This window comes from Xanthobacter aminoxidans, assembly GCF_023571765.1.
Taxonomy (GTDB): Bacteria; Pseudomonadota; Alphaproteobacteria; order Rhizobiales; family Xanthobacteraceae; genus Xanthobacter; species Xanthobacter aminoxidans.
Genome location: NZ_JAMJXC010000002.1, coordinates 161394 through 187403, shown reverse-complemented (window position 1 = coordinate 187403; position 26010 = coordinate 161394). Strand labels below are relative to the sequence as shown.

Here is a 26010-nt window from a genome sequence, read left to right as displayed (position 1 = left end):
GTCAGGCCAGAGTGTAGCGGTTGGCATCGAGGGCAAGGCCGATGGCCGCGCCGGCAGCGAGGTCGAGGTCGGCGGGCGCCTCGGCGATGATACGGGCTCCGTCGCCCGCATTCAGCGTCACCCGCTGGCGCGGGCCCTGGAACTCCACCTGCGCCACCTGGAACACCAGCGTCGCTTCGGCCGGGCTCACGAGGCGCACTGCCTCGGGGCGGAACAGCAGGTGCGCCTTGGCCCGGTCCGGGGCGGCGACGGGCAGGATGCCGGCGGCGGTCTCGAATCGGCCGTTGCGCACGATGCCCTCCAGCCGGTTGGTGATGCCGACGAAGCCGGCGACATAATCGTCCGCCGGCCGGAAGTACACCTCCCGGGGCGTGCCCACCTGGGCGATGGCGCCGTTCTTCATCACCACGATGCGGTCGCCCAGTGCCAGCGCCTCGGCCTGGTCGTGGGTGACGTAGACGGCGGTGATGGCGAGGCGGCGCAGCAGGGCATCGATCTCGCTGCGCAGATGCTCGCGCAGGGCGGCGTCGAGGGCGGTGAGGGGTTCGTCCAGCAGCAGCACGCGCGGCCGCACGGCGAGTGCCCGGGCCAGGGCGACGCGCTGGCGCTGGCCGCCCGAGAGCTGGTCGATGCGCCGCTCGGCCAGAGCCTCGATGCGCATCATGGTGAGCACGGAGGCCGCCTGCGCCCGCCGCGCCGCCGTCGCCACACCGCGCACGCGCAGGCCATAGGCCACGTTGTCGATGACGCTCATGTTCGGGAACAAGGCGTAGGACTGGAACACCATGCCCACGTTGCGCTTCTCGATGGGCAGGGCCGTCACGTCCGCCCCGTCGAAGGCGATTCGCCCGCCGGCGTCGGGCGTCTCCAGCCCGGCGATGAGGCGCAGCAACGTGGTCTTGCCGCAGCCGGAGGGGCCGAGCAGCACCAGCGTCTCGCCGGCCTTCACCTCCAGATCCACCGGCGAGAGCGCCCGCGTGCCGTCCGGATAGGTCTTGCCGCAGCCGGCGATGGAGATGGCGGCGCCGGTGGGTGCGGTCATCGCGCGCTCCCGGTGGTGCGGCCGAACAGCTGGAGGGCGAGGAGCAGGGGCACGATCATGACGAAGAAGACCAGCGTGTAGGCGCTCGCGATTTCGAGGCGCATGGAGGCGTAGCTGTCGGCGAGGCCCACCGGCAGCGTCTTGGTCAGCGGGGTGTGCAGCATCCAGGTGAGGTTGAACTCGCCGATGGAGAGCGTCACCACCATCAGCGCCCCGGCGAGGATGCCACCCTTCGCATTGGGCAGCACCACATGGAAGAAGCGTTGCAGCGGCGAGGCGCCCAGCGAGGCCGCGCCTTCCTCCAGCGAGCGGATGTCCACGGCGGCAAGCACCGCCATCACCGCGCGCAGCATGAAGGGCAGGGTGTAGAGCACGTGGCCGGTGAGGATGAAGGCCGGGCTCATGCGGAACTCGCGGATGGCGCCATAAGCGAGGATGAGCGCCAGCGCCAAGGCAAGGCCGGGCACCGCCACCGGCAGCGTCACCACCTCTTCCACGATGCGGGCAAGGCGCGAGGGGCGTCGCACCAGCGCCCAGGCGGCGGGCACGGCGAGGACCAGCGTCGCCGCAAGGGTGCCGAGCGCGATGCCGATGGAGAGCCAGATGGTGTCGGAATAGAGCGCCAGCACCTGCTTCACCCAATCCAGGGTGAGGCCGGAGGAGACGCCGCGGAAGTAGTTGGCGGTGAAGCCGGCGAGGATGGAGGCGCCGGCCGGCACCATCAGGAAGGCGGCCGCCAGCAGGGTGACGAACAGCTGGAAGGCGAAGGTGAGGCGGTGGGTTTTCATGGATAGCCCTCAGCCCGCCGCCGCCACGCCGCCACCGGCGAGGTTGCGCGAGAGGGCGAGCACCGCCCAGGTGATGAGGCCGAGGGCGATGGAGAGGGCCGCCGCGGTGGCGAAGTTCGCGTTCAGGGTGAACTCCGTATAGATGGTCATCGCCAGCACATCGATGCGCGTCGCCAGCGTGAAGGCAGTGCCGAACGCCCCCATGGCGGTGGCGAAGGCGATGGCGCCGGAGGCCATCAGCGCCGGGGCGATGCCGGGCAGGGTCACGTCGCGCAGCACCTCGAAGCGCCCCGCGCCGAGCGAGCGGGCCGCCTCCTCCAATGCCGGATCGAGCTTCTCGACCGCGGCCATGAGCGTCACCAGCACGCGCGGCAGCGAGAAATAGACATAGCCGGCGAACAGGCCGGCCATGGAATAGGCGAACACCCATCGTCCCATGCCGAGGCCCATGGAAAGGCTGGAAAGCAGCCCCTGCCGGCCGGCCAGCAGGATCACCATGAAGCCCACCACCACGCCGGGAAAGGCCAGCGGCAGGGTGAGGCACGAGACCAGCAGCGGCCGGCCCCAGAAGCGGTTGCGGGCGAGGAACAGGGCGACGACGGTGCCGATGGCGAGGGTCGCCGCCGTCACCGCCGCCGAGAGGGCGAGGGTCGCCACCAGCGTTGCGAAGTGCCTCGGGTTGGTGAGGATGGCGACATATTCCGCCATACCGTTGGGGCCGGACCCCGCGACGCCGACGAGCCGCACCATGGGCAGCAGGAAGAAGGCCGCCACGAACAGGAACAGCGGCAGCAGGAACAGGCGGGCGAGGCGATCGGCGCTGTGCATGGCTTCAGGCGAACGCCCGCCTCACTTCACGTTGTTGAGGTAGGCGTCGGAGAAGGCCTTCTGCGCGGTCTCCATGCGGGCATAGTCCACCGGCTTGGCGCGGGCATAGTCCGAGGCCGGCAGGAAGCGGCTGGCGATCTCCGGCGGCAGCGTGATGTTGCGGGCGGGGCGCAGGTAGGCCTTGGCCCACATGGCCTGTCCCTTGTCGGAGAGCACGTAGTCGAGCACCTTCTTGGCGGCCTCGGGGTGCGGCGCGCCCTTCACCATGGTCATCACATAGGGGACGACGACGGAGCCCTCGCAGGGGATGACGAAGGCGAAATTGCCCTTCTCGTTGTACTTCGCGCGGTAGGCGTTGAAATCGTAGTCGAACAGGATCGGGATCTCGCCGGAGACCACGCGGGCGTAGGACGTCTGCTTGGGCACGATGGGCTGGTTGGCCTGGAGCTTCTTGAAGTATTCGATGCCCGGCTTGAAGTCGTCGAACGAGCCGCCCAGCGCGCCGTTCACCGCCACCGCGCCCACATAGCCCACGAAGGCGGAGGTGGGGTCGAGATAGCCGACGAGGCCCTTGTATTCGGGCTTCAGCAGGTCCGCCCAGCAGGCCGGCACCGGCGCGCCGCCCAGCGCATCCTTGTTCACGAACAGGCCGAGCGTGCCGGAATGGATGGTGAACCAGTTGCCGTCCTTGTCCTTCAGGCCTTCGGGGATATCGGCGAAGCCCTTGGGTTCATAGGGCTGGGTGACGCCGGCATCCTTCGCCTTGATGCCGAAGGTGACGCCGAGATAGGCCACGTCCGCCACCGGGCTCGCCTTCTCGGCCAGGATCTGGGCGAGGGACTGGCCGGAATTCTTGTTGTCCTGCGGCACGTCGATGCCGGTGTCGGCCTTGATGGCCTTCAGCATGGCGCCCCAGTCGGCCCATTCGGGCGGGCAATTGTAGCAGATGGCGTCCGCCGCCGCGGCCGGCCGGGCGGGCGCGATGGCCGCCACGGCGACGAGCGCGAAGGCGGAAAGCGTCGCGGCGGAAAGAGTCTTGAGGGAACGCATGGCGGACCTCACGGGGTGGGGAGGGACGGTGGGGTGGGTTCCGGTCGGCGGGTTCGCTTCGGCGCGGCGGCAAGGGTGCCGCCGGACCGCAGGCTGAAGGGCAGCCGCTCCACGCGGGGGGCGGCGCCGGTCTCGATCATCTCGAACAGCAGCTCCACGGCCCGCTCGCCCATCAGGCGGGTGGGGGTGTCCACGGTGGCGAGGCTCGGGCTCATGGCCCGGCCGAGGGCGATGCCGTCGAAGCCGGCCACCGACACGTCGTCCGGCACGCGGATGCCGAGGTCGCGCAGCGCGCCGATGACGGAGAGGGCGAGCAGATCGTTGGAGCACAGCGCCGCGGTGGGGGCGGAAAGGCCGCCGAACAGCCCGGCGAGCGCGGCGGCGTGGCTCGGCGCGTCGCCCAGATAGTCGAGCTCCAGCGGCGCGGTGGCATCGAGCCCGGCCTTCTCCATGGCCGCCCGATAGCCCTCATAGCGCCGGAGCGAACGGTCGGAGGTGGCGAAGCGGCCGGCGAGATAGGCGATGTTGCGGTGCCCGGCCGCGATCATCGCTTCGGTGAGGGCGCAGGTGGCCGCCGCATTGTCCACGCAGACGGCGGCACGGGCATCGGTGTCCGGCTCGTTGTGGACGAGCACGAAGGGGATGCTCTCCGCCTCCAGCAGGTCGAGGGTGGCGTTGTTCTCGGCGCAGGCGACGGTGAGCACGAGGCCGGCCACGTTCTGCGCCACCAGCGTTTCCACCAGCTCCGCCTCGGCGGCGGGGTCGTAATCGGTGGCGGTGAGGAGCAGGGTGTGGCGGCGCTCGCGGGCGGCCGCCTGCATCCCCGCCACGGAGGCGGCGAACACCGGATTGGTGAGGCTCGGGATCAGGACGCCGAGGGTGCGGGTCTTGAGCGTCTTCAGCGCCCGGCCGATCTCGCTGGGGCGGAAACCCAGCTCGTCGATGGCCGCACGGACCCGGGCCTCAACTTCGGCGCTGGTCGGCGCCGAGCGGTTGATGACGCGGCTGACCGTCGCGATGGAGCAGCCTGCGCGCTCGGCGACGGTCCTGATGGTGACGATGCGCGGCACGTCCGACCCCGGTGGGCTCCAATGGAGCGTGAAACCGTTTTCAGATCAATAGGTGCAACGCGCGACAGGCGTGTGACGGGTTGGGACGGGTCCTGAAATGCGGACAGCGGGCGTGCCGAGGCACGCCCGCTGCGGGGAAGGGAAGATCAAGGGCGGCGAGATTCCCTTCCTTCTCGTGACCTCACGGACGCGCAGGGGGCGGCGGGAGGTGATCGGGGTGGCCACCGAGCGGCCCGCCGGGGGGCGGCGGAGGCGGTGGCAGAAGTGCGAATTCGAGGCGGCCCAGCTTCTCGATCTGGTCGGGCGAGAGGCGCGTCTTCAGGGCGTCCACGGCCTTGAGGAGCCGGGTTCCGGCCTTGCCGGCCTCCTCGCTGCGCGCGCCGAACGCGGTGACGAGGGAGAGCGGCGCGGCACCGGGCTGAGGCGGCGGTGGCGGGGGCGGCAAAGCCTCCTGCAGCGCATCGGTGAAGTCGCGCCAGGCGTCGAGCTGGTTGGCGCGGATACCAAGGGCGGCTTCGGCGGCGGCGAGATTGCGGGCGAGGCCCATGGGGCCGGGGGGAGGACCGCCAGCGGGGCCGCGGGGCGCGGCGGGAGGACCCGGCGGACCGAAGGGCATGGCCGGATTATCCGGCCCGGCCGCGAACTGGTCCTGCGGGGGCATGTGGTCGTCCACCTTGGCGTATCCCGGCGAGGACACGATGAAGCCCGCGACGGCCAGAATGCCGAGGGTCGCCCCGGCGAGGATGAGGGCCCGGAAACTCTGGCGCGGCGTCTTCGGCATCGGCGTGTTGCACGTCATGGCGTGCCTCCTGTCCATCAGGTTGACGCGAGGATGGAGGCGGCTCGTAGCCAAATGAGGTCGGGGAGGTATCGTTAGATGTCCTGCCGGGCGGATTTTGTAACGCAATGTTGCCAGCCGCCCCGTGGCAATGCTGGGAAGCACGGATGCGTGCGGCGGCACGGGAGGCGGGCTAGCATCGGCCCGAACGGAGGAACCGGTGCAACAGGACGGTCCGCATATTCTCGTCGTCGACGACGATCTCGAAATCCGCAAGCTGCTCAGCCGCTATCTCGCCGCGCAGGGCTTCCGCGTGACGGCGGCCGGCGACGGGCGGGAGATGGAAGAGAAGCTCACCACCCAGCGCATCGATTTCGTGGTGCTGGACCTGATGCTGCCCGACGCCTCCGGCCTCGATCTGTGCCGCGCCCTGCGCGCCCGTTCGCGGATCCCGGTGATCCTGCTCACCGCGCTGAAGGAAGACGTGGACCGCATCATCGGCCTCGAGATCGGGGCGGACGACTATCTCGGCAAGCCATTCAATCCGCGGGAGCTGGTGGCCCGCATCCGCGCTGTCCTCCGGCGCACCAGCGTCACCGATCCCGCCTCCTCCGCCGTCCGCGCCTATGGCTTCGCCGGCTTCCGCGCCGAGCCGGACCTGCGCCGTGTCACGGCGGCGGACGGCGCGGAGGTGCCCCTCACCGGGGCCGAGTTCGACCTGCTGATGGCCTTCCTGGAGCGGCCCGGCCGCATTCTCTCGCGCGACCAGCTGCTCGACATCACCCGCGGCCGGGAGGCCGGCCCGTTCGACCGCTCTGTGGATGTGCTGGTCAGCCGGCTCAGGCGCAAGCTCGGCGACCAGGGCGCGTTCCAGATCCTGAAGACGCTGCGCAACGGCGGCTACCAGCTCTCCGTGCGGGTGGACATCGAGGACGCGCTGTGAGGACCCTGCGCGCCCAGGTCTCCGCCATCCTCGTGGTGGCGGTGCTGGTGGTGATCGCGCTGGCCAATGGCGCCTCCTTCTTCGTCGCGCGCCCGCTCTGGCCGCCGTTCGGCGACCACGGCACCCATGCGGCGGACCTTCTCATCATGGCCGATCTGGCCGCGGCCGTTCCGCGCGGCACCGAGGTCCGGTCACAATCCGGCGAGGCGCTGCTGCGCCCGGTGCCGCCCGCGGGTGAGATCGATCCGGAAGAGACCCGTCTCATGAGCGAGGCGCTGGCAAGGCTCGGCTCGACCTTGCCCGTCCGGGTGTTGCGCCGCCCGCCGCCCTCCGGAGCGCCGGATGCGCCCGGTTCCGCGCCCCCCGGCGGGCCGACGGGCGTCACCGCCCTGGCGCTGCCGGACGGGCGCTGGCTGGTGGTGGATGGCCGCCGTCAGCCGCTGCCGCCGCCCGGCCCTCCGGGCGGCACGTTCGGCTTTGCCGCGTGGCTTGCCTTCATGGTCGCCGGGGTCACAGTGGTGGCGGTGTTCGCGGTGCGCCGGCTCACCAAGCCGCTCTCGCTCATCGAGGAGGCGGCGCTCCGCATCGGTCCCGACGGCGAGCCGCCCGTGCTGCCCGAACGGGGGCCGACCGAAGTGCGCGCGGCGGCGGTCGCCATCAACCGGCTCTCGGCGCGGCTGAAGGCCTCCATGGACAGCCGCATGCGCATCGTCGCCGGCGCGGCCCATGACCTGCGCACGCCGCTCACCCGCATGCGCCTGCGCGCGGAATTCATCCCGGACGAGGAGGAGCGCGCCCAGTGGCTCTCCGACCTCGCGGAGCTGGACCGCATCGCCGACAGCGCCATCCGCCTCGTGCGCGAGGAGGTGGAGGGGGGCACGCTGGAGACGGTGCGGATGGACCGTCTTGCCGCCGACGTGGCGATGGAACTGAAGGAGATCGGGCTCGCCGTCGTTCTCCTCGCCGCGTCCCCGGCGTGCGTCGCGGGGCGGCCGCTCTCGCTCAAGCGGGCGGTGCGCAACCTCGCGGTCAATGCCGCGACCCACGGCGGCGGCGCGCGGCTCGCGGTCAGCGCGGATGCGGCGCGGGTGGTGCTGGTGATTGAGGATGATGGCCCCGGCATTCCCGAGGCGCTGATGGGGCGGGTGTTCGAGCCGTTCTTCCGGGTCGATCCGGCGCGGCAGGTGAAGATCCCCGGCGCGGGCCTCGGCCTCGCCATCGCCAACGAGATCATCGTCCGCCATGGCGGACGGCTCATTCTCTCGAACCGGCCCGGGGGCGGTCTTTTGCAGCGGGTGGAACTGCCCGCCGCCGCAGCCGGCGATGACCAGGAGCCCGGCGACGTCGGGCCGGGCTGATCCGCGGGGAGGCCGGGGTGCCCGACCTCTCCGCCGGATGCCTCAGCGGGTGGGGACGGGCTTCTCGCCGCGATAGTCGTAGAAGCCGCGCTGCGTCTTGCGGCCGAGCCAGCCGGCCTCGACATACTTCACCAGCAGTGGGCAGGGCCGATATTTGGAATCGGCGAGCCCCTCGTGCAGCACCTGCATCACCGCGAGGCAGGTATCGAGGCCGATGAAGTCGGCGAGCTGCAGCGGACCCATGGGATGGTTGGCGCCAAGTTTCATGGCGCGATCGATGGAATCCACCGAGCCCACGCCCTCATAGAGGGTGTAGATGGCCTCGTTGATCATCGGCAGGAGGATGCGGTTGACGATGAAGGCCGGGAAGTCCTCGGCCACCGCATAGGTCTTGTGCAGACGGGTGACGAAGGTCTTGGAGGCCTCGAAGGTCTCGTCGTCGGTGGCGATGCCGCGCACCAGCTCGACCAGCTCCATCAGCGGCACCGGATTCATGAAGTGAATGCCGATGAAGCGCTCCGGCCGGTCGGTGGCGGCGGCGAGGCGGGTGATGGAGATGGAGGAGGTATTGGAGGCGAGCAGCGTTTCCGGCTTCACCACCTGGCAGAGCCCGGAGAAGATCTTGCGCTTCACCTCTTCCCGCTCGGTGGCCGATTCGATCACGAGGTCGCAGTCGGCGAGATCCTCGGTCTTGTCCGCGGCGACGATGCGGGCGAGGGCTTCCTGCCGGTCGGTCTCGGACACGGTGCCCTTGGCCACCTGCTTGGCCATGTTGCCATTGATGGTGGCGAGGCCGGAGCGGATGCGGTCGGGGTCCGCGTCGTTCAGCGCCACGTCGTAGCCGGCGAGCGCGCACACGTGCGCGATGCCGTTGCCCATCTGGCCTGCGCCGATGACCCCGACCTTCTTGATCTCGAGCGGCATGATTCTCTCGTTTCGCCTTGTTGCCGGTGACCGGGGCGGGCCTCCCCGAAACTGCGGCCGGTGGTGGTCCGGCCGCAGCCAGAGTGATCCTATCCCTTAACCTTGGCGATTTCCGCCTTGAGTTCAGGGATGACGGTGTTGATATCGCCGACGAGGCCGTAGTCCGCCACCTGGAAGATGGGGGCTTCCTCGTCCTTGTTGACGGCGACGATGACCTTGGAGTCCTTCATGCCGGCGAGATGCTGGATGGCGCCGGAGATGCCGAGGGCGACGTAGAGCTCGGGGGCGACGACCTTGCCGGTCTGGCCCACCTGCCAGTCGTTCGGGGCATAGCCCGCATCCACCGCGGCGCGCGAGGCGCCCACCGCCGCGCCCAGCGCGTCGGCCAGAGGCTCGATCAGCTCGGCGAACTTCTCCCGCGAGCCCACCGCGCGGCCACCCGACACGATGATCTTCGCGGCGGTCAGCTCGGGACGGTCGGAAGCGGCGATGCTCTCTTCCACGAAGGTGGAGAGCGCCGGGTCGGACGCCGCGCCAACGGTCTCGATGGCGGCCGAGCCGCCCTCGGGCGTGGCGGCGAAGGAGGCGGTGCGCACCGTCACCACCTTCTTGGCGTCGTTGGACTTCACCGTCTGGATGGCGTTGCCGGCATAGATGGGCCGCTCGAACGTGTCGGGCGCCACCACCTTGATGATGTCCGACACCTGCATCACGTCCAGCAGCGCGGCGACGCGGGGCAGCACGTTCTTGGCGCTGGCGGTGGAGGGGCCGACGATGGCGTCGTAGCCGGGGGCCAGCGAGACGAGCAGCGCCGCCAGCGGCTCGGCGAGACGGTGCGCATAGAGCGTGTCGTCGGCCAGCAGCACCTTCTCGACGCCCGAGAGCTTCGCGGCGGCCTCGGCCACGGCCTTGGCGTTCTGGCCGGCGACCAGCACATGCACCGGCGAGCCCATGGCGGCGGCGGCGGTGAGGGCCTTGGCGGTGACGCCGTTGAGGGCCGAATTGTCGTGTTCGGCAATGAGCAGAACGGCCATCAGATCACCCCCGCCTCATCCTTGAGCTTCGCCACCAGCTCGGCCACCGAGCCCACCTTCACGCCCGCCTTGCGGCCGGCCGGCTCGGCGGTCTTCAGCACCTCGAGCCGGGGGGCGACGTCGACGCCGTAATCGGCCGGCGTCTTCTCGGCGATGGGCTTCTTCTTCGCCTTCATGATGTTGGGGAGCGAGGCGTAGCGCGGCTCGTTGAGGCGCAGGTCCGTCGTGACGATGGCCGGGCCGTTGAGCTTGAGGGTCTGCAGGCCGCCATCGATCTCGCGGGTGACAAGCGCGCCGCCGTCCTCCACCACGACCTTGGAGGCGAAGGTGGCCTGAGGCCAGCCCAGGAGCGCCGCCAGCATCTGACCGGTCTGGTTGCAGTCGTCGTCGATGGCCTGCTTGCCGAGGATCACGAGGCCGGGGGCTTCCTCGCCCACCACGCCCTTGAGGATCTTGGCGACGGCGAGCGGCTCGACCACGCCATCGGTCTTCACCAGGATGCCGCGGTCGGCGCCCATGGCCAGCGCCGTGCGCAGCGTCTCGGAGGCCTGGGCCGGTCCGATGGACACCGCAATCACTTCGGTCGCCTTGCCGGCTTCCTTGAGGCGCAGCGCCTCTTCCACCGCGATCTCGTCGAACGGGTTCATGGACATCTTGACGTTGGCGAGCTCAACGCCCGACCCGTCAGACTTCACCCGGACCTTAACGTTGTAATCCACCACCCGCTTAACGGGCACCAGGATCTTCATCGACACGCGCTCCCCGTTCCCGAAATCTCGACCGGCGGTCGTAAAATCCGCCGATAAACGTGACTTCCGCTCTTATCCCTGCATTGCAGCATTTCTTGCGGGCGGGCAACGTAGGAGGGGCCAGAAAGTGTGTCAACGCTCGCTCCGGCGCGGCGTTCGGACGCTCGGCACGCCGGAGGGATCGCGATCGAACAGGGCGACGCCCGGCCGGCGCATCAGCGCCACCAGAACGGCTCCGGCGAGGAAGCCGCCCACGTGCGCCCACCACGCCGTCTCCTGGTCCGAGCTCGACAGGATCTGCCACACCTGAAGGCCGAACCAGGCGCCGATGGCCCAGTAGGCCGGGACCCGGAGCGGGATCTTCATCAGCACCAGCGCCCACAGGCGGATGTTCGGGTGCAGCACCAGATAGGCCGCGATCACCCCGGCCACCGCCCCGGACGCCCCGACCAGCGGCGCCTCCGACCCCGGCTCGGCCACCACATGGACCAGCCCGGCGATGACCCCGCATAGCAGGTAGAACAGGAGGAAGCGGGCATGGCCCATGGCGTCCTCCACATTGTCGGCGAACACCATGAGGAAGGCCATGTTGCCGATGAGGTGCAGCCATCCGCCGTGCAGGAACATGTAGCTGACGAGGGTGAGGGCCGGCGGCAGCCGCTCGTACCCCTCGGGCAGGATGGCGACGCCGCTGACCACGGCGGGAATGGCGCCGAAGCCGAGCACGCCGGCCTCGCTCACCGGCCCGAACGCACCATGCTGGAGCGCGACGAAGACGAACACGTTCAGCGCCACCAGCCCCCAGGTGACGTAGGGGCGTCGCACATGCTCCAAGGGATTGGTGTCGGCAAGCGGAACGAACATCAGACGGTCCCGGGGACCCGTCCGCCGCCTGCGGCCGTCCTGTCCCGTGCCGACAAGCTTAGAGCATTTTCGCGCGGGGTGGATACCGCCCCGCGTGAGGAAAATGCGTTGGCTCAATAGCCTAGGGCGCTTTTCCTTTTCGGCGGAACGGGGACGCGCTCTGACGCGGAGGGCCGCGCCTTGGCGACGGAGCCGGCGTCAGGTCCGGCGCCTTCAGCGGTTCCTTCAGCGACTCTTGCCCGGCACCCACAGCACGTCCGCCGCGCCGCGGGCGTTGGCATAGCGGCCGGCGACGAACAGCAGGTCGGAGAGCCGGTTCACATAGTGCAGCGCCGGCGCGCCCACCGCGCCCTCTCCCACCGTGCCTTCGCCCTGGTGCGACAATGCGACCATGATGCGCTCGGCCCGGCGGCACACCGTGCGGGCGAGATGGAGGTGGGCGGATGCTGCGGTGCCGGCCGGCAGCACGAAGGAGGTAAGGGGAGAAAGCTCGGCGTTGAGGAGGTCGATATCCTCTTCCAGCCGCGTCACCTGCGCGGGGACGATGCGCAGGCTCGCGCCCGGCTCCTCGTTGGCGGCGGGGGGCACGCAGAGGTCGGCACCGAGATCGAACAGGTCGTTCTGGACGCGCACCAGAATGCCATCGAGCAACGGCTCGCCGGAGAGATGGAGGCGCGCGATGCCGAGGGCGGCGTTGGTCTCGTCCACCGCGCCATAGGCCTCGACACGCAAATCGTACTTGGGCACGCGCTTGCCGGTGCCGAGGCCGGTGGTGCCGTCGTCGCCGGTGCGGGTGTAGATCTTGTTCAGCTTGACCATGGCCGTCAGCGGCCCATGGCGAAGATGGTGGCCATCACGATGATGATGGCGAGGAACTGGAACAGCACGCGCATCTGCATCAGCTTCTGCGAGCGCTGCGGCGAGCCGCCCGAGGCGAAGTTGAACAGGCCGAGGAAGAGCACCCCGGCCACCAGCATCAGCGCCAGCGGGATGAACAGATAGATCGACCAGTGCACCATCTTCGTTTCCTCCCGGCGCTCAGTTGAGCACGGCGATGCCGGCATTGAGCGTCGAGGCGTAGCACACCCAGACGAGATAGGGCACCAGCAGCCAGCCGGCCGTGCGGTCCAGCGGGAAGGTGGCGCGCAGCGTCAGCGCCAGCAGCACCACGAGGCCGATGATGATGACGAGGCCGGCGTGGATCGCGTGCAGGCCGAAGAACACCGGGGACCAGATGAAATTGAGCGCCAGCTGCGTCAGGAACAGGCCGATGGCCACGGTGCGCGCGGAGGAGGGGGGCACCTTGTCCCACAGCCGCCAGAGGCTCACCGCCATCATCAGATAGAGCAGCGTCCAGACGATGGGGAAGGCGGCGTTGGGCGGCGTCCAACCCGGCTTCACCAGACCTTGATACCAGGCGGGGATGGCCGGAGAGGTCACCGCCCCGCCGACAGCGCCCACCGCCAGCATCAGCACGAGGCAACCGGCGAGCCGCAGCCGGGAGACGGCGCAGGGCGAAAGCGAGCGGGGGGAGGTCACGGACATGTGGAAGCACCTTTTCACCGCCGGCCATGCGGGCGGCGGCTTCTCCTTATCCGAACGCCAACCCCCGGTGGATCGTTTCGCGGGCCCCGGTAAGAGGTGCTCAGGTGGCGATGTGGCCGGCGATCTCGTCCACCGGGAGCTTCACCAGATCCTTGGCGATCTCGCCGTCCACCAGCGGCCTGACGCGGTGAGACAGCGCCTCCCGCAGCACGCCCAGCGCCTTGGGCGGGGCGACGAGCAGGATGCGGGCCGGGGCCTCGCCCGCGGCCACCAGCGCATCGAGCCGCCCGGCGACGCGGGCGATGAAGGCGGCTTCCGCCTGGGCGTGAAAGTCGGTGGTCTCCACCGCGCTGCGGGCGACGGTGGCGGATTCATGCACCCGGCCGGGACGGTCCGTGCCCAGGGCGGCGGTGCCGGGATGGGGTTCGCTGAAGCTCTCCATCACCGACAGGCGCGGCGCCGGGGGGATGCCCGTATCGGCGAGCAGGACGGCCTTGGCGTCGTCGCACACCACCACGAGGCGGTTCATCTTGTCGGCTTTCGTCATGTCCCTGTCTCCCTGATCGCGGGGCGCCTGAAGCGCCGGCTTGAGCGTCCGTTGGGGCCGGTGTCCATGCCTGTGTGTCACATGGGAAGGGACGGCGCCTTGTCCAGGGACAAACCGTTCCGCCGGCCTCTGCGACCTTGTGTCGACGGGCGGGCGCTTGTCGTATCGGAAGCGGCGTGAGACGCTTTTGTGAAAGGGTCTGCGGCTGAATGGCGATCCGCGCGGTGATCGGCGCCGAGGGTTCTGACGTATCGTCAGGGCTGACGCAAAGCCAGAGCGCCCAGCCCCGCACCGAGGATACCGCCATGCCGTTCCTGGTCCGCTTCCTTCTCCGCCACGCCGCCATCGGCATCGCTGTCGCAGCCCTGTTCGTGGCGCTTCTCGTCGCTTTCGACGTGGCGCATCTCGCCAGCCTGTTCGCGCACTCGCCGGATGGGCTTCTGGCCCTCGGGGTGCTCACCATGGCGCTGGGCATCACCTTCGGCAGCGTGCAGATGGGGTTCGCCGTCATGCTGATGGATGACGAGGACGGCCCGCCCTCCGGCCGCCGCGCCCGCCTGACGCGCCTCGTGCCGAAGCTCGCGCGGGTCCACGCCCGGCGCTGACGCATCCGTCTGTGCTTTTGAATGCGGCCGGGCGTTGAGCCCGGCCGTTTTCGTTCGGGACTACTGACCCTTGCGCCGCATGGCATCGGCCAGCGCCGCGCCGAAGGCGCCCTGAGCGCCCCTGTCGCCGCCCCTGTCGCCACCCTTGTCCCCCGGCTTGCCTTGCTGGGGCCGGCGGAAATCGTTGCCTCGCCCGTCATTGCGCGGCTGCTCCGGCCGCCCGCCCGCGGGGCGCGCGCCGGCATCGTCCTTGCGCATGGAGAGGGCGATGCGCTTGCGCTTCACGTCCACCTCCACCACGCGCACCTTCACCACATCGCCCGCCTTCACCACCTCGTGCGGGTCCTTCACGAAGCGGTCGGCGAGTGCCGAAACGTGCACCAGCCCGTCCTGATGGACGCCGATGTCCACGAAGGCGCCGAAGGCGGCGACGTTGGTCACCGTGCCTTCCAGCACCATGCCGGGCTTGAGGTCGCTCATCTCGTGAACGCCCTCGGCGAAGGTGGCGGTCTTGAAGGCCGGGCGGGGATCGCGGCCGGGCTTCTCCAGCTCGGTGAGGATGTCGCGCACGGTGGGCAGGCCGAAGCGCTCGTCCACGAAGGCGCGCGGGTCCAGCGCCTTCAGCGCGGCCGTATCGCCCATGATCTGGCGCACGTCGCGCCCGCAGGCGGCGACGATCTTCTTCGCCACCTCATAGGCTTCCGGATGCACGGCGGAGGCATCCAGCGGCTCGGCGCCCTCGGGGATGCGCAGGAAGCCGGCGGCCAGCTCGAAGGTGCGCGGGCCGAGGCGGGCGACCTTCAAGAGTTCCTTGCGGGTCTTGAAGGCGCCCACGGAGTTGCGATGGGCCACGATGGCCTCCGCCAGCGAGGCGCCGAGGCCGGACACGCGGGCGAGCAGCGAGGCGGAGGCGGTGTTGAGGTCCACGCCCACCGCGTTCACCGCGTCCTCCACCACCGCATCGAGCGCTTTCGCGAGGCGGGCCTGGTCCACGTCGTGCTGGTACTGGCCGACGCCGATGGCCTTGGGCTCGATCTTCACCAGCTCCGCCAGCGGGTCCTGCAGGCGACGGGCGATGGAGACGGCACCGCGGATCGACACGTCGATATCAGGCATCTCGGCGGCGGCGGTGGCCGAGGCGGAATAGACCGAGGCGCCGGCCTCGCTCACCACCACCTTGATGGGCTTCTTCCCCGAAGCGTCCGGCGGCAAGGCGGCGATGAGGTCGGCGGCGAGCTTGTCCGTCTCGCGGCTCGCCGTGCCGTTGCCGATGGCGATCAGCTCCACATTGTGGCGGCGGATGAGATGCGCCAGCTCCGCCATGGCGCCCTGCACGTCGTTGCGCGGCTGGAAGGGATAGACGGTGCTGGTGGCAATCAGCTTGCCGGTGCCGTCCACCACCGCCACCTTCACGCCGGTGCGGATGCCGGGGTCGAGCCCCATGGTGGCGCGCGAACCGGCCGGGGCGGCGAGCAGCAGATCCTTGAGGTTGCGGGCGAAGACGCGGATGGCCTCCTCCTCCGCGCGCTCGCGCATCTCGGCCATCAGCTCCACGGTGAGATGGAGTGAGAGCTTCACCCGCCACGCCCAGCGCGCCACCTCCAGCAGGAAGCCGTCCGCCGGTGCGCCGTTGGCGAGAGGAATGTCGTAGGCCTCGGCCACGATGCGCTCGGCGGGCTTCACCGGGGTGGTGGCATCCTCGTCCACCACGAGGTCGAGGGTCAGCATCTCCTCGTTGCGCCCGCGCAGCATGGCGAGCACGCGGTGGCTGGGGGCGGTTGCCCACTTTTCCGAATGGTCGAAATAATCGCGGAACTTGGCGCCCGCCTCCTCCTTGCCCTCGGCCACCTTGGCCTTGAGCATGGCATTGGCTTTCAGGTGCCCGCGCAGGCGGCCCACCAGCTCGGCATTCTCGGCGAAGGTCTCGACCAGAATGTCGCGGGCGCCATCCAGCGCCGCCTTGATGTCCGCTACCTGCTCATTGAGGAAGGCGGCCGCGCGCGTTGCGGGAGCGACCGAGCGATCCGACAGGATCGCCTCGGCAAGGGGGCCGAGGCCTTTTTCGCGGGCGATTTCCGCCTTGGTGCGGCGCTTGGGCTTGTAGGGGAGGTAGAGGTCTTCCAGCTCCGCCTTGGTGGTGGCTGCCTCGATCTTGCCGCGCAGCTCGTCGGAGAGCTTGCCCTGCCCGTCGATGGAGGAGAGCACGGCGGCGCGGCGGCTTTCCAGCTCGCGCAGATAGGAGAGGCGCTCTTCCAGCGTGCGCAGCTGGGTGTCGTCGAGGCCGCCCGTCACCTCCTTGCGGTAGCGGGCGATGAAGGGAACGGTGGCGCCTTCGTCGATGAGGGAGACGGCGGCCGTCACCTGCGCCGGGCGGGCATTGATCTCGGCGGCGATGAGGCGGGCGATGGCGTCTGCGTTGCCCTGCGGTGCGGCGGCCATGGGGTCTCCTCAACTGTCCTGCGACACGGGGGGACGCCCATAGCCGAGCAATGGGGCGATGTCACGTTGCGGCTGGGGAAAGCGCCGTTCGGGTGCCCTTATCTGTCGCCCTCACATTGTTACGTGTCATCGCCCGGCTCGTCCGGGCGATCCACCCATCCGCCTGCACGCTGTCCTGAAACCCGAACCCGTCCAACCGTGGATCGCCCGGATGAGCCGGGCGATGACGGCGGTGCAAAGGGGGGAGGACGGCGCCTACCTCCGCCGCGTCAGAAAAGTCTCGGCCAGCGCCAGCGTCCCGGCCGTATAGGGCGCGCCCATGGCCTGCGCGGTTGGCGTCTCGGCGTGGGAGGCGACCCAGGCGGTGAGCAGCATGCGCCGCAGCATCACGAACACGTCGAGCTGCGCATCGGCATCCGCCGGCAAAGGGGCGAGGGAGCGGTAGCCCTCCATCCACGCCTCCTTGAGCGCGGGTACCAGCGGCGAATGCTCCATGAAGGAGACGGCGGAGGCGAAGTCGTAAAGGTACCAGGAGAAGCCGCAATCGTCGAAATCGATGAGGGTCAGGCTGTCGCCATCGGCCAGCAAATTGGCGAGGCGCAGGTCGGCATGGATGAGGCCGAAGCTCTCGGGCGTCGTCAGCGGCGCGAGCCGGTCCTTCAGAGCGCGCGCCGTGCGCTCCAGCAGCGCGCGGCCGGCCGCATCCAGCCCCAGCGCGACGCGGAAATCGCCCCAGAGCGGGCGGTCGCCCAGCATGCTCTCGAAATCCCACACCTTGCGGGCGAACCCCTCCGGCCGCTGCCAGCCCTTGGCATGGGCGTGGAGGCGGGCATGGAAGGCGCCGAGGCGGGTGAACCAGTGGGCGAGGTCCGCGCCCTCCTGCGGCTCGATGCCGGGCACGAAGGCGAAGGCGGCCAGCCGGCGCAGGGCGCCGTCCGCGCTCACCTCATTCAGGAGGTGGCCGTCGTGCGTGGGAATGATGGCGGGGGTGGGCACCACGCCGTCGGCGCGCAGGGCCTCGATCCAGGCCAGCTCGGAGCGGATTTCCGCCGCCTCGTGATAGCCCGGCCGGTAGACGCGGATCACCATGTCCTGCGGGCCGGCGGTGGCGCGGAAGGTGGCATTTTCGGAGATGGAGAGGAGCTGGAGCGCCGCGTCCGGCGGCAATCTCCAGTCCGGCAGATGGGTGCGGACGAGTCCTTCGGTCCGCGCCAGATACGCCTCGTCGTACAGCACCCGTCCGGCCCCTCAAGCGTGTCGGACGGGCGCTATAGCATGTTGGAGGGCGCGCACCATCGGTGCCGACCTGCGACCGGCGCCGATTGGTTTCGCTCAGGCGCCGCGCGGGCTTTTCTCGTGGCCTTCGCTCAGGCGCCGCGCGGGCTCAGACGAGCCCGGCGAGGATGCCGACGCCGGCCACAGCCACCGCCGCGCCCGCGCCACGCACGAACTTCTCGCCATGCAGCTCGCCGAAGCGGCCGATGGCCATGCCAAGGCCGAGGCCGGCCATGTGGAGGAGAGCGGTCGCCGACATGAAGCCGAGGCCGTAGGCGAGGCCAGAGGCATCCGCCGGCATTTCCGCGCCGTGGGCGTGGCCGTGGAAGATGGCGAAGAAGCCGACCATGGCCATGGCCGCCGCCAGCGGCGCCTTGACGCCGAAGGCCACCACGCCGCCGAGCACGATCACCGAGAAGGCGATGCCCAGCTCCACGAACGGCACGTCGATGCCGGAGATGCCGAGCGCGCCGCCCACGGCCATCAGGCCGACGAAGGTGGCGGGCACCGCCCACACGGCGCGGCCGCCCAGCTGCCAGGCGAAGATGCCCACCGTGACCATGGCGAGCAGGTGATCGAGGCCGCCGAGGGGATGGGCGAAGCCGTGGCTGAAGCCGTGCACGTCGCCGACGCCGGTATGGGCGAAGGCGAGCTGCGGCAGGAGGGTCAAGGTGGCAGCGGCGGCTGCTGTGCGGATCGTGCGGTGCATGAAAGTCTCCCCGGTGTTTGACGGTTTGAAAAAGGTTCAGCAGATGCGGGGCAGTTGATCGCCGACCAGCATGTCGACGATGCGCTCGCCCCCGAAGCGCGTTCTCATGACGACCCGGCCGGGCCGCTCCGACGTGACCTCGCCGATCACCGCCGCATCCCGGCCCAAAGGATGGGCGCGCAGCGCGGCGAGCGCGGCGTCGCTCTCCCCGGCGGGGACCACGGCGAGGATCTTGCCCTCGTTGGCGAGATAGAGCGGGTCGAGGCCCAGGATCTCGCAGAAGCCCATCACCTCCGGCCGCATGGGCAGGCTCAATTCGTCGAGGCGGATGCCGACCTTGCTCGCCTCGGCCAGCTCGTTCACCACCGCCGCGATGCCGCCGCGCGTGGCGTCGCGCATCATGCGCAGGCCGGGGGCGGCGGAAATGAGCGTGTCGATCAGGCCGTTGAGCGGCGCGCAGTCGCTCTCGATGGCGGTGTCGAGGGCAAGGTCGCCGCGGGCGTTGAGGATGGCGGCGCCGTGGTCGCCGAGCAGGCCGTTGACGATCACCTTGTCGCCGGGCCGTGCCTTGGTCACGCCCACGTCGAGGCCGGCGCGGATGACGCCGATGCCGGTGGTGGTGATGAAGAGCTTGTCGCAGGCGCCCCGCGCCACGACCTTGGTGTCGCCGGTGGCGATGGCGACGCCCGCCGCCTGCGCCGTCTCGGCCATGGAGCGGACGACGCGGCGCAGCGTCTCCACCTCCAGCCCCTCCTCGATGATGATGGCGCAGGAGAGCGCCACCGGCGTCGCCCCGCCCACCGCGAGATCGTTCACCGTGCCGCACACGGCGAGCTTGCCGATGTCGCCGCCGGGAAAGAACAGGGGGTCCACCACGAAGCCGTCGGTGGTGAAGGCGAGCCGGTCGCCCCGCGCCATCAGGGCGGAAAGGTCGAAGCGGGCCTGATCCTCCGGCGCGGCGCGGCCTTCGCCCGAGAAGGCGGAGAGGAACACGTCGTCGATGAGATCGCGCATGGCGCTGCCGCCGCCGCCGTGGGCGAGCGTCACCGTCTTCTGCGTCATGGGCCGCCGGCGGGCGGCGGTCGGGGTGGAGAACGGGATGTTCATGCGGCCTCTCCCCGTATACCGCCATATTGATAGTAAGCCGCGCAAGAACCTTCGGAAGACACCATCAGCGCGCCGAGCGGCGTCTCGGGGGTGCAGCCCTTGCCGAACTCGGGGCAGGCCCAGGGCTTGGCGGCGCCGGTGAGCACTTCGCCGCAGCGGCATTGGGCGGGATCGGCCACCTTGATGTCAGGCACGGCGAAGCGCTTTTCCGCATCGAAGGCGGCATAGGGCGCCGTCAGCCGCACGCCCGAGCCGGCGATGGAGCCGAGGCCGCGCCACTCGAAGGTCTCGCGCGGCTCGTACACCTCCTGAACCGCCCGGAGCGCCGCCGGATTGCCATGCTCCGGCACCACGCGGGCATATTGGTTCTCGATCCGCGCCTCTCCGGCCTCGATCTGCCGCAGCACCATGAGCAGGGATTGCAGGAGGTCGATGGGCTCGAAGCCCGACACCACCAGCGGCCGGCCGAACTCTTCCGCGATGAAGCGATAGGGCGACGTGCCGATGACCATGGACACATGCCCCGGCCCTATGAAGCCGTCGATGCCGAGGTCCGGCTGCTCCAGCAAAGCGCGCAGCGTCGGGATGATGGTGATGTGGTTGCAGAACAGGGAGAAGTTCGTCACGCCCTCGCGCAGGGCGCGCTGCACGGTCAGCGCGGTGGAGGGCATGGTGGTCTCGAAGCCGAGGCCGAAGAACACCACCTCGCGATCCGGATTGCGCTTGGCCAGCGTGAGCGCGTCCAGCGGCGAATAGACCATGCGCACGTCGGCACCGTCCGCCTTGGCCTGGAGCAGGCTCTTCTTCGAGCCCGGCACGCGCATGGCGTCGCCGAAGGTGGTGAAGATGACCTCGGGCCGCTCGGCGATGGCGACGCAATCGTCCACCCGGCCCATGGGCAGCACGCAGACCGGGCAGCCGGGGCCGTGGACGAATTCGACGAGGTCGGGCAGCAGGCCTTCCAGCCCATAGCGGAAGATGGCGTGGGTGTGCCCGCCGCACACCTCCATGATGGCGAAGGGCCGGTCGCGCCCGCGCTCGAGGCGGGCGGCGATGGCGCCGATCTCCTTCACGAGGGCGGCGGCGAGGGCGGGATCGCGGAATTCATCGACGAAGCGCATGTCCGGCTCCTCAGCGCGGGGTGGACAGCAGCTCGACGCTGCCTTGGGTGAGGGCTTCCATCTCGACCGCCGCCTCGCCGATCTCGGAGAGCACCTTGAGGGTGGCGGCGGCCTCCTCCTCGTCGATGCGGCTCATGGCGAAGCCCACATGGACCAGCACCCAGGCGCCGACGAGGTCGTCCAGCGGCGCGCCGGGCTCGGCCACGCACACCACGTCCACCGTGCGGCGGACGCCGGAAACGTCCACGACGCACAGCATGGCCTCCGCGTCCGCGACGGCGACGATCTGTCCGGGAATGCCGAGGCACATGGCGGGGCTCCTATCGAGAACGCGGGGGAGGGGTTACGAACAATCCGTCATGGCCGGGCTTGTCCCGGCCATCCACGTGGATCGGCCGGGCACAAAGGACGAATAGGTGCGCAGTCGGGTCGACGTGGATGCCCGGAACCCGCGTGTTCGCGGGTTCCGTTCTCGGGGGCGGAAGTCGGCAACAGCCGACTTCCGGCACAAGGCCGGGCATGACGGCGGCTTGGGCTTCATCGACGTTTGCGTCCATCCCCAACCCCCTCAATGCTGCCCAAACGCGCCGCCACGGGCGATGCCGTAGCGGTCGAGCTTGGCGCGCAGGCCGACGCGGGAGAGGCCAAGTTCTTCCGCCGCGCGGCTCTTGTTCCAGCGGCAGCGCACCAGCGTCTCGGTGAGGATGGTGGCCTCCATGCGCTCGATGCGGTCCTTCAGCGGACCGCTCTCCGGCAGCGCGATGGAGGAATTGGCCAGCGTCTCCGGCGCCCGCGTCTCGGCCGCGGCGGCGCGCACCACGTGGGGGGAGAGGAGATCGGCGGAGAGGCTGTCGCGCTCGGTGAGCACCAGCATGCGCGTCACCTCGTTCTGCAATTCGCGCACGTTGCCCGGCCAGTCATAGGCGGACATGCAGGCGAGCGTCTCGTCGCTGAAGCCGCGCACGCGCTTGCCGTGCTGGCTGGAGAGCGCATCAAGCACGCTCTGGGCGAGGACCGGAATGTCCGCCCGCCGCTCGCGCAGCGCGGGGAGCGTCAGCACCATGGCCGAGAGGCGATAATAGAGGTCCTCGCGGAAGCGGGCGCGGGCCACCTCGCCTTTCAGGTCGCGATGGGTGGCGGCGAGCACGCGGACATTCACCCGCTTCGCCTCGTTGGAGCCCACGGGGCGGATCTCGCCCTCCTGCAGGAAGCGCAGCAGCTTCACCTGGAAGGCAGGGGAAACATCGCCGATCTCGTCGAGAAAGATGGTGCCGCCGTCCGCCTGGTCGAGCAGGCCGATGCGCGTCACGTGGGCACCGGTGAACGACCCCTTCTTGTGGCCGAACAGCTCGGATTCCAGAAGCTCGTCCGGGATCGCCCCGCAGTTCACCGCGAAGAAAGGCCGGTCCGAGCGCAGGCTGGAATAATGGATGGCGCGGGCCAGCAACTCCTTGCCGGTGCCGGTCTCGCCATGGATCAGCACGGGCACGTCGAAGGTCGCCACCTGCGCGGCGCGGGTGCAGACCTGCGAGAGCGGGCTGCCGGGGGCGCGCACCAGTGTGTCGAAGTGGAAATTCTGCTTCACCCGCGCTTCCAGCGCGCCGAGGCGGGCCTCGGCATTGCCGGCGGTGAGCTTCATTTCCAGATTCAGCCGCTCATGGTCGCGCTGGAGCTGGAACAGATGCGCGGCATTGCGGGCGGCGAGCAGTAACTGGTCCGGATGCCAGGGCTTGGGGATGAACTGGTAGATGCCGGCGTCGTTGATGGCGCCGATCATGTCTTCCGGCTCGGTGTAGCCGGTGACGATGATGCGCAGGATGTCCGGCCAGCGCTCGCGCACCTCGGTGAGCAGTGCGACGCCGGAGGTCTGCGGCATCCGCTGGTCGCAGAAGATCACCTGGATCCACTCGTTTTCGAGGACGCGGCGGGCTTCCTCCGCGTTCAGGGCGGTGAAGACGTCGAACTCCTCGTCCAGCACGCGGGCGATGACCTCCACCGAGCGCGGCTCGTCATCCACCACCAGAATGGCCGGGCGCCGGTTCATCGCGCGCCTCCCGCAGCCGCACGCAAAGCGGAAGCCTCGGCCTCGCGGGCGCTCGCAAGGTCGTTGAGGCGGACGGCGCGGGCGGCTTCCAGCCACGCGATCCAGCGGGCGAGCCCGATCTCGCCGCGAGACGAGGTGGTGAGGATGTCCGCCGTGGGATTGATGCGGCGGATGTTGGCCTCCAGCGTCGCCATGTCCGCGTCCACGTGCGGCGCGAGGTCGGCCTTGGTGATGAGGACGAGGTCGGCGCCCTCGAAGATGTCGGGATATTTGAGCGGCTTGTCCTCGCCCTCCGCCACCGAGATGAGCGTGACGCGCTTCGTCTCGCCGAGGTCGAAGGCGGCGGGGCAGACGAGGTTGCCCACATTCTCGATGAACAGCACCCCACCGGGCGGCAGCGGCAGCTTTTCCAGCGCGTGACCCACCATGTGGGCGTCGAGGTGGCAGCCCTTGCCGGTGTTGATCTGCACCGCCGGGGTGCCCACCGCGCGGATGCGGGCGGCGTCGTTGTCAGTCTGCTGGTCGCCCTCGATGACGGCGCAGGGGAGACGGCCGGACAGCGCCTTCAGCGTTTCCACGAGAAGCGTGGTCTTGCCGGCGCCGGGGCCGGAGAGGAGGTTCAGCGCCAGCACGCCGGCGGCATCGAGCCGGGTGCGGTTGCGGCCGGCGTAATCGTCGTTCTTGGCGAGGATGGAGGTCTCGATCTCCACCATGCGCGCCTGCGTCAGCCCCGGCGCATGGGCGCGGGCGGGGCCGGCGCCGTAGTCCAGCGTGCCGGCATCGGGCGCGGGGTGGTGGTGATCGTCGTGGTGATGGGGGTCATGGCCGTGGTGGGCATGGTCGTGGTCATGCCCGTGGGCGTGATCGTGCCCGTGTCCATGGGCATGGCTGTGGGAGGTGCCGTCCGCATGGGTGTGGGTGTGCGGATGGTCATGACCATGGGCATGAGAGTGGGAAGGACCGTGCGCCTCGGAAATGGTGGCGCCGTCGCCGCTGCAGCCGCAGACCGTGCACATCACATCACCTCCAGGTCTTTGATCTTCATCTCCGTGCCGCCATTGGGCAGGAGCCGTTCCCCGCCGCACTTCGGGCAGGGGGCGAGGCGGTGGGCGAGCGGCACGGTGTCGGAGCAGTCGAAGCACCAGGCGGTGCCCTCCTCCTCCAGAACCACCAGCTCGGCGCCGTCCGCCAGCGATCCCCGCGTCACCACGTCGAAGCCGAAGCGCAGCGCCTCCACCTCGATGCCGGCGAAGCGGCCGATGGCGAGGCGCACGCGGGTGACGCGCGAGAAATTCTGCGCCTTCGCCGCTTCTTCCATTGCCGAGAGCAGGCTCTCGCACACGGCCATCTCATGCATAGGCGGGCTCCGTGGCGAAGGAGAGGGTGACGGGCACGCAGGGATTGATGGCGCAAACGAGCAGCGGCGCAAGCCACCGCGTCCGCCAGCCCGGGGAAAGGGCGGCGAAGGCCCGCTCCAAGAGCCCGCCGGGGGCGAGGTTCCAGGCGCTGGGGGAGAGGATGCGATAGGCCTTCACCCGCCCCGCCTCCACCTCCGCCCGATGCCCCAGCAGTCCGCGCGCGGCGGGCGCGATGCCGGCCGGAAGGGGAGGGGCGGGGCGCGGTGCGAGATGGGCAAGGCCGTCCACCAGCCGGGCGAGGAGGCGCACGAACAGGCTCGGTCCCTCGGACGCGAGCAGCGCGGCAAGAAGCGGCGTCCCGGCGACGCGGCCCAGTGCGCCGGTCTCGCGGTGGGAGCCGATGGCGGCGGGGGGCCGCACGAGGGTGGCGGCGAGCACGTCCGCGCTCAGCTCCGGCAGATGCACGCGGCCTTCCGCCGGATCAGCCGCGCGGATGCGGGCGAAGGCGCGGGCTGTGGGCGTCGGCGCGGCGGCGAGCCACGCCTCCAGCTCGGCGGGGGAGAAAGCGGAGAGATCGCTGGTGTCGCCCACCAGAGCGGTATGGAAAGCCGCACCGTCCGGCCGGGCGAGAAGGGCGAGGGCAGCGCGGTCCGGCGCCATGCCCAGCGCCACGGGGACGGTGTGGAGAAGGGCGAGCGCGTGGTCGCGCACCGTCTCGCGCGCCATCGTCTCGGCATCGGCGGCGGCGGGCAGGCCGAGGGCGGAGCGGGCGGCGAAGGCGTGGGCCGCGCCGCACAGGTTGAAGACGAGGGGGGCGAGCCGCGCCGCCTCCTCCGGCGTGCGGCCGATCAGGGTCCCGGCAGGGTCCGGCCCCTCCTCCCGCGCCACGCGCCAGCCGCCCGCGCGCCCGTCGGGCGTGAGGGTGAGGCTGCGGAGCGCGCGGGAGCCGTTCATGCCGCGCCGTCCCTGAGGTCTTCCGCATCGGCGCGCGGGCCGAGGAGGAGCGAGCGGCGGGAGAGTTCCACCGGCGCCTCGCGGCGGGACGCGGACGTTTCGGCTTCGGGGGCGAGCGCAGCCGTCTCAGCCGCGACACGGGCGGCTTCGTCAGCCTCCGCCCGGCGGCGGATTTCGCCGGTGCGGGTGCCGTCTTCCCGGTTGCCGGCATCGAGCAGGCCGGGCATCACCGCCTCGGCCGTCTCCACCGCCTGCAGCATGGAGGAGAAATCGAACATGGGGGAGAACAGCGAGCAGGCCTTGTAGGGGCCGGTCTCGGGCCGGTTGGCGGCGAGGAACTCGTAGGTGCCCGAGGGAAAGTCGATCAGTTCCTTCTCGCCGGTCCGCAGCTGCGACCAGTCGTCGGTGGCGTTGGGCAGGAGCACGATGTTCATGAACCAGGGCGTCACCAGTACGCCCATCACCCGTCCGTCATGGATGCGGAAGCCCACCGCCTTCACCCCGAGCGAGCCGTTGACGAAGGGCACGCCCTTCATCTTGGCCGCATGGATTTCGCGGAACACCGCCTCGAACAGGCCGGGCGCCTCGGCCAATTGTCGCTCCAGCGCCGGATCGACCAGCGCGGGGCGCATCACGGCCGGAAGATCGGGCGTGCCGCCGTCGAGCACCATGAAGGCGTCGCGGGCGCCGTCGCACACCGGGCAGCGCCAGTGATCGGGCAGCGCGTTGAACGGCGTGCCGGGGGGGATCTGCCACGCCTCGCACCCCTCGGCGGGGTCGTAGACGTGCCAGCAGACCTTGCATTCCAGCCGCGCGGTGGGGGCAAGCCGCGCGCGATCGCCGAGATAGGAGCCGTCGAAGAAGCTGTGCTGGGACAT

General features: G+C 70.0%; 28 protein-coding genes. 3 read left to right on the top strand and 25 right to left on the bottom strand.

Annotated features, from left to right (window positions below; translation table 11 throughout):
• Window position 1: 1 nt before the first annotated feature.
• From EJ105_RS03640 to EJ105_RS03615, 6 genes are all read right to left on the bottom strand, one after another.
• Window positions 2-1042: an ABC transporter ATP-binding protein gene (locus EJ105_RS03640; RefSeq protein WP_250165339.1), complete on the bottom strand. Its 1041-nt coding sequence runs from the start codon at window positions 1040-1042 to the stop codon at window positions 2-4.
• Entirely contained in the window at window positions 1039-1830 is a 792-nt protein-coding gene (locus EJ105_RS03635; RefSeq protein ID WP_250165338.1) for an ABC transporter permease, read from the bottom strand. The genes EJ105_RS03640 and EJ105_RS03635 overlap by 4 nt, the downstream gene beginning before the upstream one ends.
• Window positions 1831-1839: 9 nt before the next feature.
• Window positions 1840-2658, bottom strand: coding sequence for an ABC transporter permease (locus EJ105_RS03630; RefSeq protein ID WP_250165337.1), 819 nt, complete (start codon window positions 2656-2658; stop codon window positions 1840-1842).
• A gap of 21 nt (window positions 2659-2679) precedes the next feature.
• On the bottom strand, window positions 2680-3708 hold the full coding sequence (locus EJ105_RS03625) for an ABC transporter substrate-binding protein (RefSeq protein WP_250165336.1): 1029 nt from the start codon (window positions 3706-3708) through the stop codon (window positions 2680-2682).
• Between the two features lie 8 nt (window positions 3709-3716).
• Window positions 3717-4778: a substrate-binding domain-containing protein gene (locus EJ105_RS03620; protein WP_250165335.1), complete on the bottom strand. Its 1062-nt coding sequence runs from the start codon at window positions 4776-4778 to the stop codon at window positions 3717-3719.
• Between the two features lie 181 nt (window positions 4779-4959).
• The gene (locus tag EJ105_RS03615) at window positions 4960-5577 is read right to left on the bottom strand and encodes a hypothetical protein (protein WP_250165334.1); all 618 of its coding nucleotides are present in this window, start codon (window positions 5575-5577) and stop codon (window positions 4960-4962) included.
• A gap of 199 nt (window positions 5578-5776) precedes the next feature.
• On the opposite strand from EJ105_RS03615, the gene EJ105_RS03610 reads away from it, so the two are divergent.
• Together EJ105_RS03610 and EJ105_RS03605 are read left to right on the top strand one after the other, a co-directional pair.
• Entirely contained in the window at window positions 5777-6499 is a 723-nt protein-coding gene (locus EJ105_RS03610) for a response regulator (RefSeq protein WP_250165333.1), read from the top strand.
• On the top strand, window positions 6496-7857 hold the full coding sequence (locus tag EJ105_RS03605; protein WP_250165332.1) for an ATP-binding protein: 1362 nt from the start codon (window positions 6496-6498) through the stop codon (window positions 7855-7857). The genes EJ105_RS03610 and EJ105_RS03605 overlap by 4 nt, the downstream gene beginning before the upstream one ends.
• 42 nt (window positions 7858-7899) lie before the next feature.
• Here the strand turns inward: EJ105_RS03605 and EJ105_RS03600 are convergent, their stop codons facing one another.
• The 8 genes from EJ105_RS03600 to EJ105_RS03565 all read right to left on the bottom strand — a co-directional run bounded on the left by EJ105_RS03600 (window position 7900) and on the right by EJ105_RS03565 (window position 13520).
• Window positions 7900-8781 (bottom strand): 3-hydroxybutyryl-CoA dehydrogenase, encoded by an 882-nt coding sequence (locus EJ105_RS03600; protein ID WP_029556091.1) that lies wholly within the window; start codon window positions 8779-8781, stop codon window positions 7900-7902.
• 89 nt (window positions 8782-8870) lie between these two features.
• Complete coding sequence (locus tag EJ105_RS03595; protein WP_250165331.1) at window positions 8871-9815, bottom strand: electron transfer flavoprotein subunit alpha/FixB family protein; 945 nt, start codon at window positions 9813-9815, stop codon at window positions 8871-8873.
• Window positions 9815-10564: an electron transfer flavoprotein subunit beta/FixA family protein gene (locus EJ105_RS03590; RefSeq protein ID WP_029556089.1), complete on the bottom strand. Its 750-nt coding sequence runs from the start codon at window positions 10562-10564 to the stop codon at window positions 9815-9817. The genes EJ105_RS03595 and EJ105_RS03590 overlap by 1 nt, the downstream gene beginning before the upstream one ends.
• A 132-nt stretch (window positions 10565-10696) precedes the next feature.
• Window positions 10697-11428 carry a rhomboid family intramembrane serine protease gene (locus EJ105_RS03585; protein WP_029556088.1) on the bottom strand — a complete coding sequence of 244 codons (732 nt, stop codon included), beginning with the start codon at window positions 11426-11428 and terminating at the stop codon, window positions 10697-10699.
• A gap of 225 nt (window positions 11429-11653) precedes the next feature.
• A complete protein-coding gene (locus EJ105_RS03580) occupies window positions 11654-12247 on the bottom strand; it encodes a cob(I)yrinic acid a,c-diamide adenosyltransferase (protein WP_250165330.1) in 594 nt (197 codons plus the stop codon).
• A gap of 5 nt (window positions 12248-12252) precedes the next feature.
• The gene (locus EJ105_RS03575) at window positions 12253-12447 is read right to left on the bottom strand and encodes a twin transmembrane helix small protein (RefSeq protein ID WP_029556086.1); all 195 of its coding nucleotides are present in this window, start codon (window positions 12445-12447) and stop codon (window positions 12253-12255) included.
• 19 nt (window positions 12448-12466) lie between these two features.
• A complete protein-coding gene (locus EJ105_RS03570; RefSeq protein WP_024276807.1) occupies window positions 12467-12973 on the bottom strand; it encodes a TspO/MBR family protein in 507 nt (168 codons plus the stop codon).
• Between the two features lie 100 nt (window positions 12974-13073).
• A complete protein-coding gene (locus EJ105_RS03565) occupies window positions 13074-13520 on the bottom strand; it encodes a host attachment protein (RefSeq protein ID WP_250165329.1) in 447 nt (148 codons plus the stop codon).
• 209 nt (window positions 13521-13729) lie between these two features.
• On the opposite strand from EJ105_RS03565, the gene EJ105_RS03560 reads away from it, so the two are divergent.
• On the top strand, window positions 13730-14125 hold the full coding sequence (locus EJ105_RS03560; protein WP_250165328.1) for a hypothetical protein: 396 nt from the start codon (window positions 13730-13732) through the stop codon (window positions 14123-14125).
• Window positions 14126-14185: 60 nt separating this feature from the next.
• On the opposite strand, the gene EJ105_RS03555 is transcribed toward EJ105_RS03560, so the two are convergent.
• From EJ105_RS03555 to EJ105_RS03505, 11 genes are all read right to left on the bottom strand, one after another.
• Entirely contained in the window at window positions 14186-16564 is a 2379-nt protein-coding gene (locus tag EJ105_RS03555; RefSeq protein WP_250165327.1) for a Tex family protein, read from the bottom strand.
• A gap of 255 nt (window positions 16565-16819) precedes the next feature.
• A complete protein-coding gene (locus EJ105_RS03550) occupies window positions 16820-17800 on the bottom strand; it encodes a phosphotransferase enzyme family protein (protein WP_250165326.1) in 981 nt (326 codons plus the stop codon).
• 148 nt (window positions 17801-17948) lie between these two features.
• Entirely contained in the window at window positions 17949-18548 is a 600-nt protein-coding gene (locus EJ105_RS03545; RefSeq protein WP_250165325.1) for a HupE/UreJ family protein, read from the bottom strand.
• 36 nt (window positions 18549-18584) lie between these two features.
• A complete protein-coding gene (hypE, locus tag EJ105_RS03540) occupies window positions 18585-19655 on the bottom strand; it encodes a hydrogenase expression/formation protein HypE (RefSeq protein ID WP_250165324.1) in 1071 nt (356 codons plus the stop codon).
• A complete protein-coding gene (gene hypD / locus EJ105_RS03535) occupies window positions 19652-20776 on the bottom strand; it encodes a hydrogenase formation protein HypD (protein ID WP_250165323.1) in 1125 nt (374 codons plus the stop codon). The genes hypE and hypD overlap by 4 nt, the downstream gene beginning before the upstream one ends.
• Before the next feature lie 10 nt (window positions 20777-20786).
• A complete protein-coding gene (locus EJ105_RS03530; protein ID WP_024276815.1) occupies window positions 20787-21086 on the bottom strand; it encodes a HypC/HybG/HupF family hydrogenase formation chaperone in 300 nt (99 codons plus the stop codon).
• Between the two features lie 258 nt (window positions 21087-21344).
• Window positions 21345-22820, bottom strand: a complete 1476-nt coding sequence (locus EJ105_RS03525) for a sigma-54-dependent transcriptional regulator (RefSeq protein WP_250165322.1) — start codon at window positions 22818-22820, stop codon at window positions 21345-21347.
• Complete coding sequence (gene hypB, locus EJ105_RS03520; protein ID WP_250165321.1) at window positions 22817-23836, bottom strand: hydrogenase nickel incorporation protein HypB; 1020 nt, start codon at window positions 23834-23836, stop codon at window positions 22817-22819. The genes EJ105_RS03525 and hypB overlap by 4 nt, the downstream gene beginning before the upstream one ends.
• On the bottom strand, window positions 23836-24177 hold the full coding sequence (hypA, locus tag EJ105_RS03515) for a hydrogenase maturation nickel metallochaperone HypA (protein WP_250165320.1): 342 nt from the start codon (window positions 24175-24177) through the stop codon (window positions 23836-23838). Before hypA ends, hypB begins: the two co-directional genes overlap by 1 nt.
• Window positions 24170-25132 (bottom strand): hypothetical protein, encoded by a 963-nt coding sequence (locus EJ105_RS03510; RefSeq protein WP_250165319.1) that lies wholly within the window; start codon window positions 25130-25132, stop codon window positions 24170-24172. The genes hypA and EJ105_RS03510 overlap by 8 nt, the downstream gene beginning before the upstream one ends.
• Window positions 25129-26010 carry a [NiFe]-hydrogenase assembly chaperone HybE gene (locus tag EJ105_RS03505; RefSeq protein ID WP_250165318.1) on the bottom strand — a complete coding sequence of 294 codons (882 nt, stop codon included), beginning with the start codon at window positions 26008-26010 and terminating at the stop codon, window positions 25129-25131. Before EJ105_RS03505 ends, EJ105_RS03510 begins: the two co-directional genes overlap by 4 nt.